Genomic DNA, 15,272 nt, shown 5'->3' with positions numbered 1-15,272 from the left:
GCCGGAAACGCCCCATGGCCACGCGCGCGGACCGGCGGCAACCATGCCCCGGCAGCGTCCGGGTTGCTTAACCTGAACAACATGACCGAATCACAAGCGAGTTCGGACGACGTCTCGGTCGCGACCGCCGGGGCGCGCGCCGGGGCGGCCGTGGTGCGCGAGCTGTACGGCCGGCACCTCGGCCGCATCGACAAGGGCGCCGGGGACTTCGCCACCGCCGCCGACGTGGCGGCCGAGAAGGCGATCCTCGACGTCCTCCGCGCCGCCCGGCCCGACGACGCGGTGCTGGGCGAGGAGGGCGGGCAGCAGGGGGCCGACGGGGCCGTACGCCAGTGGCTGGTCGATCCCCTGTGCGGCACGCTCAACTACGCGGTCGGCAACATGCTGGTCGCCGTCAACGTGGCGCTGCGCGACGGGGCGGCGGCGGTCGCCGACCCGTTCAGCGGTGAGGTCTTCTCCACGGACGGGAAGACCGCCCGGGTCCGGCGCGACGGGGCCGACGACGCCCCGCTGACACCGACGTCCGCCACCCGGCTGGTCGACGTCAACCTCGATCCGCCGTTCCCGAGCGCGCCGGAGTACCGGGCCGTGGAGCTGCTGGCCCATCCCGGGTTCGTCGAGCGTTTCCGGCCGCGCGTCGTGTCCACGACGCTGGCGCTGGCCTGGGTGGCCGCCGGCAAGCGCGCCGCGTACGTCACCGACGGCGGCGACCTCTCCGGGAGCGTGCACTTCGCGGCCGGAATCGCCCTGTGCCGGGCCGCCGGCTGCGTCGTCACCGGCATCGACGGCGGCCCGCTGGGCGGGTCGGGCCGCGGGCTCCTGGCCGCGGCCGACGAGGAGACCCACGCGCTGCTGGTGTCGATGCTGCGCCGCTGAGGCCGGGGCCCGCGTCGGCCTCCCCCGCCCCGCCCGCGCCCCGGCGCGGGGTGTGCGGCACGATGGGGCGCCGTCCCAGGCGTGTAGCCGTACCCGTCGTCACCAGGAGGAATCCGTGTCCGCCGAGTCGTTTGTCGAGCCGTCGCCGGAGGTTCTGGCCGCCTTCCGGGCCGCCAAGGGGTTCATGCCGGTGGGCGAGGGGCTCGCGCTGTACGCGGCCGCCGTGGAGGCCGCCGCGCTGGGGCTGCCGGTCCTGGAGGTCGGAACGTACTGCGGGCGCTCCACGATCCTGCTCGCCGACGCCGCACGGGCGGCCGGGGTCACGGCCCTCACCGTGGACCACCACCGCGGCAGCGAGGAGCAGCAGCCCGGCTGGGAGTACCACGACCCGGCCGTGGTGGACCCGGAGGTGGGCCGGATGGACACGCTGCCCACCTTCCGCCGGACCCTGCACGCGGCCGGTCTCGAGGACCACGTGGTGGCGCTGGTCGGGCGGTCGCCGCAGGTCGCGGCCGTCTGGGGCGGGAAGCTCGGCTTCGTCTTCATCGACGGAGGCCACACCGACGAACACGCCACCGGGGACTACGAGGGCTGGGCGCCGCATGTCGCCGAGGGCGGACTGCTGGTGATCCACGACGTGTTCCCGAACCCGGAGGACGGCGGGCAGGCCCCGTACCGGATCCATCAGCGGGCGCTGGCCTCCGGCGCGTTCACCGAGGTGTCGGTGACGGACTCGCTGCGGGTGCTGCGGCGGACCGGCCCCGGGATCTGAGAACGGCCGGGGCGCCCGGGGCCGGACGGAACGGGCTGCGGGCAGGCGGAACAGGCGGAACGGGCTGCGGCCCGGCCGTCCGGGAACGGTCGCGGGGCACCCGCCCGGGGCCCGGGAGCCGGGGCCGGGCCGTCCGGGAGCCCCGATAGCATCGCGTGATGCCGTACGACGAGAGTGTTCCCCCCACCCGCCGCCGCCGTACCCCGACAGCAGCCGCCGTGCTCGCCACCGTGTGCCTGCTGGGTGCCGCGGGCTGCGGCACGGGCGAGGCGGGCGGGGAGGGGAGCGGCGCGGCCGCCGGGCCGGGGCCGGGTGGTTCCGCCTCCGCCACCCCGCCCCCGTCCGCCGCCGCGTCCTCGCCCGCCGCGCACACCTCGCCGCCCAAGGCACCGCCGCGGAAAGCCGCTTCCGCCTCCGCTCCGCCGCCCTCCGGCCCGCTCTCCGGCCGGACCGTCGTCATCGACCCCGGGCACAACCCCGACAACCACCTGCACACCCGTGAGATCAACCGCCAGGTGGACATCGGCACCACCCGCAAGGAGTGCGACACCACCGGGACATCGACCAACTCCGGCTACGCGGAAGCCCGGTTCACCCTGGACGTCGCACACCGGCTGCGCACATTGCTGCGGGCACAGGGCGCGAAGGTCGTGCTGACGTACGACGACGACCGGGCGTTCGGGCCGTGCGTGGACGAGCGGGCCCGGATCGGGAACCAGGCGCGTGCCGACGCGGTGGTGTCGGTGCACGCGGACGGTTCGGCGGTCGGCAACCGCGGTTTCCATGTGATCGTGCCCGGACCGGTGCGGGGCGGGGCGGCGGACACCTCGAAGATCGTCGCGCCCTCGCGCGATCTCGGCACCCGTATCGCCGGGCTCTTCGTCCGTGCCACCGGAAGCGCTCCCTCCAATTACATCGGCGGCAATACCGGATTGGACACCCGCAAGGATCTGGGCGGGCTGAATTTGTCGACCGTGCCCAAAGTGTTCATCGAATGCGGCAATATGCGAGACCCGAAGGACGCCGCCCTGCTCACCAGTGCGGGTTGGCGCCAGAAGGCGGCCCAGGGCATCGCGGACGGCATCGGCAGCTTTCTCCGCGGGTAGCAAGAGGTAGTTCTGCGGCGAAACCGGGGGGATATGCGTCCGTCTTCCGGGCAAGGGCACAACCCGTCCGGGCAGACGATAGATTCATCCGTACGATGGGGGCCCTCCCCCGAGCTTCGCACCGTGCCTGCCGTGCCCGGACCGGCGGCAGCGACGACCGCCCCGACGAGACGACCGACTAAGGACCTTCACGTGAATATCCGCTCCCTCACTCGAGGCGACGGCGTGGTGATCGGAGCAGCGGTTGTGCTGTTCATCGCCTCTTTCCTCAACCTCTCCAGCTGCACTTCGGGCATCGGCTGCGCCGCCTACCCGAATGCCTGGGACGCGCTCGGGCTCCTGATGAGCGTCTACCTCGCCGGAATCATCGCGGCGGCGCTGATCATCGTGAGCCGTGCCACCCCGGGCCGCAAGGTCGCCGGTTTCGACCTCGGCCAGTTCGGTGCCGCGCTCAGCATCTTCGCGGCGTGGACGGCGTTCTGGACGGTCATCGACTCCAGCGGTTCGGGCGCGGGCAAGATCCTCGGCCTGCTCGCCACGCTCGTGCTCGCGGGCGGCGCGGTCGCCACTCCGCTGGTTCCCGCGCTCAAGGCCCCGCTGGTGAGCGCCTCCGCCCCGCGCGGCGTGCAGCCGCCGTTCGGCGGACAGCCGGGCCAGCCCGGTCAGCCCGGCCAGCCCCAGGGGTACGGCTACCCGGGCGGCCAGCAGCCCTCGTACGGCGGCCAGCCCGGCCAGCCGCAGCAGCCGTCGTACGGCGGCCAGCCGCAGGCCGGTCAGCCGGAGCCGCAGGCCCAGCAGGCGGCGGCCGCGGGCGCCCCGGCCGGTGACTTCACCCCGTTCTGGTTCGCGGTGCCGGTGGCCCGCCCGCTGTACGGGGAGGACGGTTCGCCGGCGCCCATCGCCGAACTGGCGCCGGGCACCTGGTACCTCGCGGTGGAGCAGCGCGGTCCGGGCCTGGTCGCCCAGACCCAGGACGGCCGTCGCGGTGTCCTCCAGGACACGACGGGCATCCAGCGCGGCTGAGCCGACCGCCCCGCAGCAGTACGTCAGCGGCCCCTCGCCCCTTCCGGGCGGGGGGCCGCTGCCGTACCCTCCGTACCGCGTCACATATCTGACACAGCGTCAGACTTCTCGGGAGGCGGCGGACATGAGGCTGGGACTGGCGCTCGGGTACTGGGGCCGCGGCCCGAACCCCGCCCATCTGGAGCTGGCCCGGGAGGCCGAGGCGCTGGGGTACGCGTCGGTGTGGACGGCGGAGGCGTGGGGTTCGGACGCGTTCACCCCGCTGACCTGGATCGCCGCGCACACCTCCCGCATCCGGCTGGGCACGGCGATCGCGCAGATGGCGGCGCGCACCCCGACCGCCACCGCCATGCACGCGCTGACCCTGGACCACCTCTCCGGCGGCCGGATGATGCTGGGCCTCGGACTGTCCGGGCCGCAGGTGGTGGAGGGCTGGTACGGGCGGCCGTTCCCCAGGAGCCCGCTGACCGCGACCCGGGAGTACGTCGATGTCGTCCGGCAGGTGCTGCGCCGCCAGGCCCCCGTCGCGCTGGACGGCCGCTTCCACTCCCACCCGTACACAGGCCCGGACGGCACCGGGCTCGGCAAGCCGCTGAAGCCGATCACCCATCCCCTGCGGGCGGGGCTGCCGGTGCTGCTGGGGGCGGAGGGGCCGAAGAACATCGCGCAGACGACCCGGATCGCCGATGGCTGGCTGCCGCTGTACTGGTCGCCGACGCGCACCGATGTGTACGCGGCCTCGCTCGACGCCCTGCCCGACGGATTCATGATCGCGCCGATGGCGCGGGCCCGGGTCTGCGACGACGTCGCCGAGGGGCTGCTTCCGGTGAAGGCGATGCTCGGCTTCTACATCGGCGGCATGGGGCACGCGGCCCGCAATTTCCACGCCGACCTGATGGCACGGATGGGCTTCGAGGAGGAGGCGCGGCGCATCCAGCGGCTCTTCCTCGAGGGGCGCAAGGAGGAGGCGGTGCTGGCGGTGCCGGATGCCTTCGCGGACGAGATCTCGCTGGTCGGCCCTCGGGAACGGATCGCGGAGCGGCTGGAGCTGTGGCGCCGGGGCCCGGTGACCGACCTGCTCGTGACGGCACCGGACCCCCACACGCTGCGGGTGCTGGCCGAGCTCAACGCGTAGTCGGCCCGCGCCCCGGCCGGGCGCTCAGAACTCGGTGTTCTTCAGCCAGAAGTCCAGCACCGCGCGGTCGCCGATCACCTCCACCCCGTCGTGGTCGACGGGCAGGCGCCGGTTGAAGGCCAGCAGCAGTTCGGTGAGTGGGGCGCGCAGGGTCACGTCCGCCCTGCCGTGCGCGCGGCGCCAGGCGTAGCCGTCCTCGCCGAACTCGACCAGCCACTCGGCGCCGGGCGCGTCGGTGGCGTGGAGGTGGAGGGAGTGCCCGGTTCCGGCGCCGGGACCGGTCAGGCCCGCGATCCGGTCGGTGCCCGCGGTCCGCGCGAAGTCGACGATCTGGAGCCACTCCTCGATCGTGTCGGCGGCCAGCTCCGGGTCCACCTCGAACCCGGTCCCGGCGGTGATCGCGGCGTCGGCGTGGTGGACGATCGTCTCGTGGGCCATCCGGCGCGCCCAGAATCCCGTGCTGCCCTCCCAGGCCCAGGACCACACCTTCACCTCCGTGCCCGCGGCCCGCAGCGCCTCGGCGGTCGCCTCCGCGCCCTCGGCCAGCCAGGCGTCCAGCGCGGCGGCGTCCTCGCTCGCTGGGGAGCCGTTCGGCACCGCATCCGGCTGGATGACGTCGGTGGAGCGGGTGCGTACGATCTCGCCGACCCAGCGATGGGCCCGGCCCACGTGGTGGGCGAGTGCGCGCAGGTCCCAGTCGGGGCAGGTCGGCACGGTGGCGGAGAGGTCGGCGCCGCGGAGTGCGGCCCGGAAGGCTTCGGTCCGGCTGATGATCTCGTCGCAGTAGCGGTCGTGCGTGAGTGAGCTCATACCCGTACCCTAAGCATGACGGAGCGTTGAACACCCGTGATTATCCGCCGAGTTGAGCGGTGGTCGGCACCTTGTCCTTCACCTCGGCGCCCGCGCTGCTGCCGGCCGACTTGATGCCGTTGATCACGCTCTCGAAGGTGCCGATGTCGCCCGCGCCCGCCTGGCCGTTGCGGAGCTTGCTGCCGAGGCCCTTGAGCGATTCGATGCCCGCGGTCAGCGGGGCGACCGCCTTGGAGAGCAGCGGATCGCCCTTGGCGTTGTCCGTCGCCGCCTTCAGCCGGTTGTAGGTGAAACCGCCCGCGAGCCCGGCCTTGACCAGGGCGAAGGTCCGCCCGTCCGCACCCTTCTTGAACTTGCCCGCGCGGTACGGCTTCACGATCCACTGGTACGCCGCCCCCGCCGCGAGCCCCGCGTTGGTGACGAACCGGGTCTTGGCGAACTTCTGCGCCTGGGCGGACGAGGTGGCGCTCGGCGAGGCGGAACCGCTCGCGCTGCCGCCGCCGCTCCCGCCGCAGGCGGTGGCCCCCACGAGCAGGGTGCCGGACAGCAGCAGCGGTACGAACAGACGGCGGACCGGCGCCGGACCGGTCGCGGCGGAACTGGGCACGGCGGGCCTCCCTGGCCGGGGCCTCGGGGCGGCCCCACGACGGGTGGCCGCTGCCGGCCACCTCCGGCCAGGCTCACCCGGCCCGCGGGCCGGTGCCACCCGGGGCGGGCCGTCCGGGTCCCGCGCCGGCCGGGGTTCCGCCCCGGATCAGGCGCCCCCGTGCGTCCGGCACGGCTGCCTTTCGAGGAGCAACGCGCGCACGGTCTCGGCCTCCGCGGCGTTCAGCCGCTCGTAGATGTCGAGCGCCTCGTTCCACGAAGCGACCGCACGGCCGGTCTGGCCCAGTTCCGACAGCGCGTGGCCAAGCACGGTCAGCACCGTGCCCCGACGCCACTCCCCGCCGATTCCGTCCAGCGTGACCAGCGCCTCCTCCGCGTGGGCCGCAGCCTTTGCGAAGTGCCGCGCGGCGAGGTCGACCTCGGCCAGCCGGAACAGGCCCATGCCCTCCCACAACCTCTGGCGACTGTCCCGGAAGACGTCCAGCGCCTCGTGGAGGCATGCGCGCGCGGCGTCCAGCTCACCGCTCCGGGTGAGGGCCAGGGCGAGCGCGTAGCGGCCGTTGGCGCCGCGCAGGGCGCTGCCCATGGCGTCGTGGATGTCGATGCCCCGCCGTGTCAGCGCGATGGCGCTCGCGGTCCGGCCGGTCGCGAGGTGCACGCGCGAGAGGTTGACCAGGGCGGCGGCCTCGCCGGGGCGGTCGCCCAGCGCGCGGAAGTACTCGACGGCCCGGGAGAGATGGGCCTCCGCGTCCCCGTGCCGGTTCTGGTAGAGCGCGATGACGCCTCTGCTGTTGAGCGCGTCGCCCGTGGTCCAGGAGTCGCCAGTCGCACCGCCGAGCCGCACCGCCTCACCCGCTTCGTGGTCCGCCTCCCGGAACCGGCCCACGAGGAGGTACAGATGGGCGAGCGCCGCCCGCACCCGACCTTCGGTCCGCTCGTCACCGGCGGCCACGGCGGCGTCCAGCAGGGCCGTGGCCACCGACTCGTAGCGCGTGAACTCGCTGCCGGACTCGGCGAGGTCCCGCACCGCGAGCAGCAGATCGGCCGCCTTGCGCGACTCGCCCGTCCGGGCGGCCTGCCGGGCCGCGGACAGCAGTCCCCTCGCCTCACCGAACAGCCAGTCCCGCGCCTCGGAGCGGTCGGCGAAGACCAGCCCGTCGCCCTCGGTCGGCGCCAGGTGTTCGATCAGGCGGTCGCCGGGCCGCTCCAGCGCGTACACACCCACCGCGGTGGCCAGGTAGAAGTCGAGCAGCCGGGACAGGGCCGCCGCCCGCTCGCCGGGCGCCTCCTCGTCCCTCTCGGCACAGCCACGTGCGTAGAGGCGGAGCAGGTCGTGGTACCGGTAACGGCCCGGTGCCGCCGACTCCACCATCGACGTGTCGACGAGGGCCTCCAGAAGCTCCTCGGTGTCGTCCTCGGAACGGCCAAGCACGGACGCGGCGGCCGACAGGGAGATGTCCGGTCCGTCGGCCAGTCCCAGCAGACGGAACGCGCGTGCCTGCGCGGGCTCCAGCTGCCCGTAGACCACCTCGAAGACGGCCTTCACCGCCAGGTCCCCGGCCTGCAGCTCGTCCAGTCGCCGCCGCTCGTCCGCCAGCTTCGCGGCCAGTACCGAAACGGTCCAGGTCCGCCGCACCGCCATCCGCGCCGCCGCGATCCTGATCGCCAGGGGCAGGAATCCGCACGCGGCCACGACGTCGAGCGCCGCCGTGCGCTCGCGGGCGACACGTTCGCTGCCGACGATCCTCGTGAACAGGCGCAGTGCCTCCGCCGGACTCAGCACGTCCACGTCCACCAGATGGGCACCCGCCAGGTCGCCCAGGTTCCCCCTGGACGTGATCAGCGCGGCGCATCCCTCCGCGCCCGGCAGCAGCGGCCTCACCTGTGCGGCGTCACGCGCGTTGTCCAGGAGCACCAGCACCCGCCGGCCGTTCAGGACCGAGCGGTACAGCGCCGCCCTGTCCTCCAGGGAGTCGGGGATCGCCGCGTCCGGCGTACCCAGGGCGCGCAGGAAGGAACCCAGGACCGTCCCGGGCTCCGCCCCTCTCGCCTGCGGGCCCTGGAGATCGATGTAGAGCTGGCCGTCGGGGAACTCCCGGCGTGCCCGGTGAGCGACGTGGACCGCCAGCGTCGTCTTGCCGACGCCCGCGATTCCCGACAGCGCCGCGACCGCCATGACCCGGCCGTTGGCCGATGCCAGCACCTCCCCCAGCTCCTCCACGCACGCCGCATGACCCGTGAAGTCGGGCACCGTGGCCGGGAGTTGGGCGGGACGGACGGGGACCACCGGCGAGGCGGGCTCCGGAGCGGCAGGCTCCGCCAAGGTCGGGTCCGCCCGCAGGATCCGGTGCTGCAGCTCCGTCAGCTCGGGGCGGGGGTCCACACCCAGCTCGTCCGCCAGCAGCCGCCGGGTGTCGGCGTACACCGCGAGCGCCTCCGCCTGGCGGCCGCTGCGGTACAACGCCAGCATCAGCAGCTCCCGCAGCCGCTCCCGCAGCGGATGCGCGGCCGTCAGCGACGTGAGTTCCGAGACGACTTCCGCGTGGTGGCCCTGCACGAGCTCCATGTCCAGCCGGAACTCGATCAGTTGCAGGCGCCACTCCTCCAGACGGCCGCGCTGGGATTCCGCGTACGGGCCCGGCACCCCCGACAGCGACTCGCCGTCCCACAGGGCCAGTGCCTCACGGAGCAGATCACGCGCCCGGCCCGGCTCCCCGTCGGCCCTGGCCCGCTCCGCGAGATCCACGAGGTCCAGCGCCACCGTCAGGTCCAAGGATCCGTCGGGCAGGCCGCGGATCGCGTAGCCGCCCGATTCGCTGACCAGGACACCGGGGTCAAGGATCTTGCGCAGCCGGGAGGCATAGGTCCGTACGGCGGCCAGCCCCTGCGACGGGGGCTCGTCGCCCCACAACGCGTCGATCAGCTCGGCCGCGGTCGCCGTGCTGCCGTCGCGCAGCAGCAGGGCGGTCAACAGGCCACGCTGCTGTGGCGATCCGGTCGGCAGTGCCTCGGTTCCCCGCCACACGCGCACCGGGCCGAGTACGCTGAAACGCAGTGCCGCCACGCCCTCGGGCGCCGCGCTCCCGGACGACGCGACGGGACGATGCTCCAGCACCTGTCGCACGACGTCCATGGCTGCCCCCCTTTCGGCAGCCTACCAAGTCGTTTAGCAGACGTGTATGGATCGTTTATCGACATCTGCGACCATCGACGCATCGCACTCTGTGACTTGCCCAGTCCGGGGCTGCGCCGAGGCAGGGCCCCCGGGAGTGGCATCCCGGGCCCTGCCCGCCCGGCGTGACGGCCGATCGATTCGTGCTGCGATTTCCGCCAACTCTAGCTCGGTCAAGTGACTTTGAGCTACCGTCGTCCCGTTGCTACGGACGGCGGACGGGTCGGCCCCTGCCAAGGGCCGCCTATGGCCTGCCTGTTGGTCCGCGCAGCAGATCCGGACTGGGCACCGTCATAGGGAGAACGAGCATTGTCATGCAATCAATCAGTGCACCCATGTTGTGGGCCGGAGTCGTGGTCACTCTGGCCTATTTCGTACTGGTCGGATACCTCATCAGGTCACTGAGGTCCAACAGGCGACTGCCTTCGGCGATCGCGGCCGTGACAGGGCTCGTGGGTGCGCTCCCCGTAGTGCTCTACGCCCTGTACGCCGTGCTCAGCACCCCGGCGTAGGCGTGTCCGCGCGAAGGTAGGCGTCGGCGCGGGGAAGCGGTGGAACGCGCGCCGCTTCCCCGTACGCCGCCGGGACCGGTGCGGGACGGCCGTCCGGGTCGCCGGACCCGGCTCAGCGGCAGCAGTCCGGCTCCAGGCCGCGCGGGAGGTGTTCGCCGCCGAAGACCGCCGTGGTCGCCTCGTGTCCGCCGAGCGCGGCCACCGCGAGGAGCAGGGAACCGGCCGTCCAGGTGGTGAGCTCCTGGGGCCAGAAGGCCCGGTCGCCCTCGAAGACGTACCCCGTCCAGTACATACCGCCCTCGGCGCGCAGGTGCTGGACCGACTGGAGGATCTCCAGCGCCCGGTCGGACTCCCCCACCGCCCAGAGCGCCAGGGCGAGTTCGCAGCTCTCGCCGCCGGTCACCCAGGGGTTGGGCACGACGCAGCGCACCCCGAGGCCGGGGACCACGAAGCGGTCCCAGCCGGCGTCGATGCGCTCCTTGGCGGCCTCGCCGGTGATCGCGCCGCCGAGGACCGGGTAGTACCAGTCCATCGAGTAGCGGCTCTTGTCCAGGAAGCGTTCCGGATGCTCGCGGATCGCGTGGGCCAGCGCCCCGGCGGCCAGCTCCCAGTCCGGCTGGGGTTCCTCGCGGCGCTCGGCCAGGGCCAGGGCGCAGCGCAGCGCGTGGTGGACGGAGGAGCAGCCGGTCAGCAGCGCGTCGTGGACGGGGGTGCCGTCGGGCTCGCGCTTCCAGCCGATCTGGCCGCCGGGCCGCTGGAGCCCGAGGACGAACTCGACGGCGGCGTAGACGGTCGGCCACATCCGGTCGACGAAGGCGTCGTCGCCGGTGGCGAGGTAGTGGTGCCAGACGCCGACGGCCACGTACGCGCAGAAGTTGGACTCCAGCGAGCGGTCGGTGGGCCGGTCCGGGTCCCCGTCGTCGTAGGCGGCGTACCAGGAGCCGTCCGGGTTCTGGTGCCGGGCCAGCCAGTCGTAGGCGCGGGCGGCGGCCCCGTGCTCACCGGCCGCGTCCAGGGCCATGGCGGCCTCGGTGTGGTCCCAGGGGTCGAGGTGGTGGCCGCGGAACCAGGGCAGGGCGCCGTCCTCGCGCTGCGCGGCGAGGAGCGCGGCGACGGTCTCGGTGGCCTGCTCGGCAGTGAGGACGCCGGGCAGGACGAGGTGTTCGGTCTGCTCGGGTACGGTCACGCCTCGGCCTCGGTCGGGTCCTGGGCGGCGGCCGCGGGGAGGTGGGGCTTGGTCGCGTACGCGACGAAGCTCTTGCCGACGACGGGGTTGAGCAGCTGCTCGGTGACCCGGGTGACCGCGGGCTTCTTCATGATGTCCCAGACCAGCAGCTTGTGGTACGCGCGCACCGGCAACGCCTTGTCGTTGTCCACTCCGAAGGCGCACTTGAGCCACCAGTAGGGCGAGTGCAGGGCGTGGGCGTGGTGGGTGCCGTACGGCTTGAGCCCGGCGCCGCGCATCTTACCGAGGAGCTCGTCGGCCCGGTAGATGCGGATGTGGCCGCCCTCGACCTCGTGGTAGGCGTCGGAGAGCGTCCAGCAGACCTTCTCGGGGCCGTAGCGCGGGACGGTGATCGCGATCCGGCCGCCGGGCCTGAGGACCCGGACCATCTCGGCGAGGACGCCCTTGTCGTCGGGGATGTGCTCCATCACCTCGGAGATGATCACGACGTCGAAGGAGGCGTCGGGGAACGGCAGGTTGAGCGCGTCGCCCTCCATCGCGGTGGCGGTGGCGCCCGCGGGGGCCTCCCCGGCCTCCTTCATCGCCGCGAACCACTTGGCGACCTCGCGGATCTCCTCGCCGTTGCGGTCGAGGGCCACGACCTGGGCGCCGCGCCGGTAGCACTCGAAGGCGTGGCGTCCGGCGCCGCAGCCCAGGTCGAGCACTCGGTCACCTGCGGCGAGCGGGAAGCGGGTGAAGTCCACGGTCAGCACGGGTGCCTGCTTTCGCGGTCGAGGGGGTGGGTCGGGGTGGGCGGGCGGTACGGGGCCGGGTCAGCGACGGCCGCCGGAGCGGGCGGCGATCGCCTCGCGGTACAGGGCGGCGGTGCCGATGGCGGCCTGCTTCCAGGTGAAGCGGGCGAGCACCCGGTCACGGCCCGCGGCGCCGAGCCGGGCGCGCAGCTCCGCGTCGCCGAGCAGCCGGCCGAGCGCGTCGGCCAGGGCACCGGCGTCGGCGGGCGGGACCGCCAGGCAGGTCTCGCCGTCGGGGCCGGCGACCTCGGGGATGGCGCCGCCGGTGGTGGCGACGAGCGGGGTGCCGGTGGCCATGGCCTCGGCGGCGGGCAGCGAGAAGCCCTCGTACAGGGAGGGGACGCAGGCGATCTGGGCGCCGCGCACGAGGTCGACGAGCTCGGCGTCGGTGATGCCCTTGACGAACTCGACGGCGTCGCCGAGGCCGTGCCGTTCGATGGCCCGGGCGACCGGCCCGTCCTCGGCCCGCCTGCCGACGACGACGAGGTGCGCCCGCGGGTTGCCGGCGCGGAGCTTGGCGAGCGCCTCGACGAGGTGGACCAGGCCCTTGAGCGGTACGTCGGCGCTGGAGGTGGTGACGATCCGGCCGGGCACCTCGGCGACCGAGGGGTCGGGCGACCAGAGGTCGGTGTCCGCGCCGATGTGCACGACGTGGATGCGGTCCGGGCGTACCCCGAGGTGGTCGACGATCTCCTGCCGGGAGGAGCCGGAGACGGTGAGTACCGAGGGCAGCCGGCGGGCGACCCGCTTCTGCATGCGGGTGAAGGCGTACCAGCGGCGCACCGAGGCCCGGCGGCGGCGGTCCGCCGCGGCGTCGAGCTCCAGCTGACGGTCGACGGTGATGGGGTGGTGGATCGTGGTGACGAGCGGGGCGCCGAGGTCGGCCAGCAGCCCGTAGCCGAGCGTCTGGTTGTCGTGGACGACGTCGAACTCGCCGCGCCGGGCGGCGAGATGGCGGCGGGCGCGCAGGCTGAAGGTGAGCGGTTCGGGGAAGCCGCCGGTCCACATGGTGGCGACCTCGGCCAGGTCGATCCAGTCCCGGTACTCACCGCGGCCCGGGGTGCGGAAGGGATCGGGCTGGCGGTAGAGGTCCAGGCTGGGCAGCTCGGTGAGCGGGACGCCCTCGTCGAGCACCGGGTAGGGCTGGGCGCCGATCACCTCGACGTGGTGGCCGAGCCGGGCGAGTTCGCGGGAGAGGTGGCGTACGTAGACGCCCTGGCCGCCGCAGAAAGGATTGCCCTTGTAGGTGAGGAGCGCGATGCGCAACGGGCGGTCACCGGACCCGCCGCCTGTGCGGGGGCCCGATTCTATGGCCTCAGCGGTCACACCCGGCCCCCTTCATCACTGCGTTTCTGCCGGAGCGTAGCCGCTCGCGCTAATCTAGAACAAGTTTCAGACTGGATCGTTCAATGAGCTACGAATCTACCGGCAGGTAGCGTCGGTGCAACGGCCGGATCAGGTGATTCGCGCCACGACCGGGCGCGCTGGCATGCTGTGCGCCCCCGGGGACCGATAGCGTCTCCCGCCGGTCGCGGACAGAAGCCAGGGATGGGGACGGGGACACATGACAGCGGAAGCCAGGCCTGCCTCGCCGCCCCTGACCGAACGCCAGGAGGCCCGTCGCCGCCGCATCCTGCACGCCAGCGCCCGGCTCGCCGGCCGGGGCGGGTTCGAGGCGGTGCAGATGCGCGAGGTCGCGGAGGACGCCGGGGTCGCCCTGGGCACGCTGTACCGCTACTTCCCGTCCAAGATCCATCTACTGGTCGCCACCATGCAGGACCAGCTCCAGCACCTGCACGCCACGCTGCACCAGCGCCCACCGGCCGGGCAGGCCCCGGCACAGCGGGTCGCGGACACGCTGATGCGGGCGTTCCGCGCGCTCCAGCGCGAGCCGCACCTGGCGGACGCGATGGTGCGGGCGCTGACCTTCGCGGACCGCAGCGTCAGCCCGGAGGTGGACACCGTCTCGCGGATCACGACGGCGATCATCCTGGACGCGATGGAGCTGGAGGACCCGACGCCGGAGCAGCTCTCCGCGGTCCGGGTCATCGAGCACACCTGGCACTCGGCACTGATCACCTGGCTGTCGGGGCGGGCGTCGATCGCCCAGGTGAAGATAGACATCGAGACGGTGTGCCGCCTGATCGACGTGACCCGGCCGGAGGACGCCTCCTGAGGCCACCTTGCGGGAACCGGGCGCGGGCCCGCCCGGGATGCGGTCCCCGGGGAGGGCTGCCAACCTGGTGAAGGTGCGCGCCACGCCCCGGCCCGACGAGCGGCCGGGCACCACGGGCCCGAGGGGAAGAGGCCCGAAGCGCCGTCCCGCGGCCGGGCCGTGCGGACTCCCCGCAGCGCCGCCCGCCCCGCCGTACGCATACGGGACGTGACGGACGGCGTACCGGGCGCCACCTCCACCCGACCCCTCCAGAAGGGTCCACCGTCATGCAGATCCGCCGTTCGCACGCCCTCGTCGCCGCAGCCGCCGCCCTGCCGCTGATCCTGGCCGGTACGGCACCGCTGGCCTCCGCCGACGCCTCGCCGACGCCCGCCCACTCGCCCAAGACCTTCGGGACCGGCTGCTCGGCCCTGCCCACCTCGGGCAAGGGCAGTGCCGCCGAGGCCGCCAAGAAGAAGACGGGCGACGCCATCGCCGGCAGCAAGGACCTCTCCAAGTTCCACGACGCCCTGAAGAAGGCCGGTCTGGACAAGAAGCTGAACGACACCAAGCACGTCACGGTGTTCGCCCCGACCGACGCGGCCTTCGGCAAGCTCTCCAAGACCCAGCTCGACTCGCTGATGAAGAACACCGGCCAGCTCAAGAAGGCACTCGAGTACCACGTGGTCGACAAGTCCCTCACCCGCACCGACCTCGCCAAGGGGTCCTTCACCACCGTCGAGGGGTCCAAGCTCACGACCACGGGCTCCGGCGAGCAGTACAAGGTCAACGGCACCGCCACCATCACCTGTGGCGACATCGAGACCGCGAACGGTCACATCAATCTCATCGACACCGTTCTGATGCCGCCGTCCTGACGGGGCGTCAGTATGTGCGGTCCGGCCTTCCATAGCATGGGAAGTGACCGGACCGCAGCTCTTTCGTCACATTCCCCTCACCGTTCTGTCCGAAAGGATCACAGGCCGCCTCCTACCATGGCCATGACCAGCACCGATGGAGAGGAAGACATGGCTTACCGGGACTCTTGCAGAAAGCCCTGGCGTTCACGCCGGGGATGAATGCATCTCAAGGCTGCTCTGGCGTGCACTTCAGAGCGGACGTTTTTGC

At 73.0% G+C, this 15,272-nt stretch carries 14 protein-coding genes; 8 read left to right on the top strand and 6 right to left on the bottom strand.

Annotation, left to right across the window (positions count from 1 at the left end):
* Window positions 1-81: 81 nt before the first annotated feature.
* The 5 genes from ACFCV8_RS07605 (at window position 82) to ACFCV8_RS07585 (ending at window position 4,912) form a co-directional block, all read left to right on the top strand.
* Window positions 82-876: an inositol monophosphatase family protein gene (locus ACFCV8_RS07605; protein ID WP_376684347.1), complete on the top strand. Its 795-nt coding sequence runs from the start codon at window positions 82-84 to the stop codon at window positions 874-876.
* Between the two features lie 115 nt (window positions 877-991).
* Complete coding sequence (locus ACFCV8_RS07600) at window positions 992-1,648, top strand: class I SAM-dependent methyltransferase (RefSeq protein ID WP_376684346.1); 657 nt, start codon at window positions 992-994, stop codon at window positions 1,646-1,648.
* 158 nt (window positions 1,649-1,806) lie between these two features.
* The gene (locus tag ACFCV8_RS07595; RefSeq protein WP_376684345.1) at window positions 1,807-2,754 is read left to right on the top strand and encodes an N-acetylmuramoyl-L-alanine amidase; all 948 of its coding nucleotides are present in this window, start codon (window positions 1,807-1,809) and stop codon (window positions 2,752-2,754) included.
* A gap of 192 nt (window positions 2,755-2,946) precedes the next feature.
* Window positions 2,947-3,777, top strand: a complete 831-nt coding sequence (locus ACFCV8_RS07590; protein WP_376684344.1) for a hypothetical protein — start codon at window positions 2,947-2,949, stop codon at window positions 3,775-3,777.
* Window positions 3,778-3,901: 124 nt separating this feature from the next.
* Window positions 3,902-4,912, top strand: a complete 1,011-nt coding sequence (locus tag ACFCV8_RS07585) for an LLM class F420-dependent oxidoreductase (protein WP_376684343.1) — start codon at window positions 3,902-3,904, stop codon at window positions 4,910-4,912.
* 24 nt (window positions 4,913-4,936) lie between these two features.
* On the opposite strand, the gene ACFCV8_RS07580 is transcribed toward ACFCV8_RS07585, so the two are convergent.
* The 3 genes from ACFCV8_RS07580 to ACFCV8_RS07570 form a co-directional block, all read right to left on the bottom strand.
* Window positions 4,937-5,722, bottom strand: a complete 786-nt coding sequence (locus ACFCV8_RS07580; RefSeq protein ID WP_376684342.1) for a maleylpyruvate isomerase family mycothiol-dependent enzyme — start codon at window positions 5,720-5,722, stop codon at window positions 4,937-4,939.
* A gap of 40 nt (window positions 5,723-5,762) precedes the next feature.
* Window positions 5,763-6,329: a hypothetical protein gene (locus tag ACFCV8_RS07575; RefSeq protein ID WP_376684341.1), complete on the bottom strand. Its 567-nt coding sequence runs from the start codon at window positions 6,327-6,329 to the stop codon at window positions 5,763-5,765.
* A 147-nt stretch (window positions 6,330-6,476) separates the two neighbouring features.
* Complete coding sequence (locus ACFCV8_RS07570; protein ID WP_376684340.1) at window positions 6,477-9,461, bottom strand: BTAD domain-containing putative transcriptional regulator; 2,985 nt, start codon at window positions 9,459-9,461, stop codon at window positions 6,477-6,479.
* 353 nt (window positions 9,462-9,814) lie between these two features.
* Between ACFCV8_RS07570 and ACFCV8_RS07565 the strand changes: the two genes are divergently transcribed.
* Entirely contained in the window at window positions 9,815-10,012 is a 198-nt protein-coding gene (locus ACFCV8_RS07565) for a hypothetical protein (protein ID WP_376684339.1), read from the top strand.
* A gap of 112 nt (window positions 10,013-10,124) precedes the next feature.
* Here the strand turns inward: ACFCV8_RS07565 and ACFCV8_RS07560 are convergent, their stop codons facing one another.
* From ACFCV8_RS07560 to ACFCV8_RS07550, 3 genes are read right to left on the bottom strand one after another with little or no spacing between them, the layout of a single operon-like run.
* Window positions 10,125-11,198 (bottom strand): prenyltransferase/squalene oxidase repeat-containing protein, encoded by a 1,074-nt coding sequence (locus ACFCV8_RS07560; RefSeq protein ID WP_376684338.1) that lies wholly within the window; start codon window positions 11,196-11,198, stop codon window positions 10,125-10,127.
* The gene (locus ACFCV8_RS07555) at window positions 11,195-11,950 is read right to left on the bottom strand and encodes a class I SAM-dependent methyltransferase (RefSeq protein WP_376684337.1); all 756 of its coding nucleotides are present in this window, start codon (window positions 11,948-11,950) and stop codon (window positions 11,195-11,197) included. The genes ACFCV8_RS07560 and ACFCV8_RS07555 overlap by 4 nt, the downstream gene beginning before the upstream one ends.
* Before the next feature lie 60 nt (window positions 11,951-12,010).
* Entirely contained in the window at window positions 12,011-13,315 is a 1,305-nt protein-coding gene (locus ACFCV8_RS07550; RefSeq protein ID WP_376684336.1) for a glycosyltransferase family 4 protein, read from the bottom strand.
* Window positions 13,316-13,553: 238 nt separating this feature from the next.
* On the opposite strand from ACFCV8_RS07550, the gene ACFCV8_RS07545 reads away from it, so the two are divergent.
* Both ACFCV8_RS07545 and ACFCV8_RS07540 read left to right on the top strand, forming a co-directional pair.
* Window positions 13,554-14,165 carry a TetR family transcriptional regulator gene (locus tag ACFCV8_RS07545; RefSeq protein ID WP_376684335.1) on the top strand — a complete coding sequence of 204 codons (612 nt, stop codon included), beginning with the start codon at window positions 13,554-13,556 and terminating at the stop codon, window positions 14,163-14,165.
* A gap of 266 nt (window positions 14,166-14,431) precedes the next feature.
* A complete protein-coding gene (locus ACFCV8_RS07540; RefSeq protein ID WP_376684334.1) occupies window positions 14,432-15,022 on the top strand; it encodes a fasciclin domain-containing protein in 591 nt (196 codons plus the stop codon).
* Window positions 15,023-15,272: the final 250 nt, after the last annotated feature.

The sequence above is a fragment of the Streptomyces sp. NPDC056347 genome, from assembly GCF_042262625.1.
In the GTDB taxonomy this organism is placed as follows: domain Bacteria; phylum Actinomycetota; class Actinomycetes; order Streptomycetales; family Streptomycetaceae; genus Streptomyces.
The sequence above is the reverse complement of the archived record's forward strand: the minus strand, read 5'-3'. Positions and strand labels throughout refer to the sequence as shown.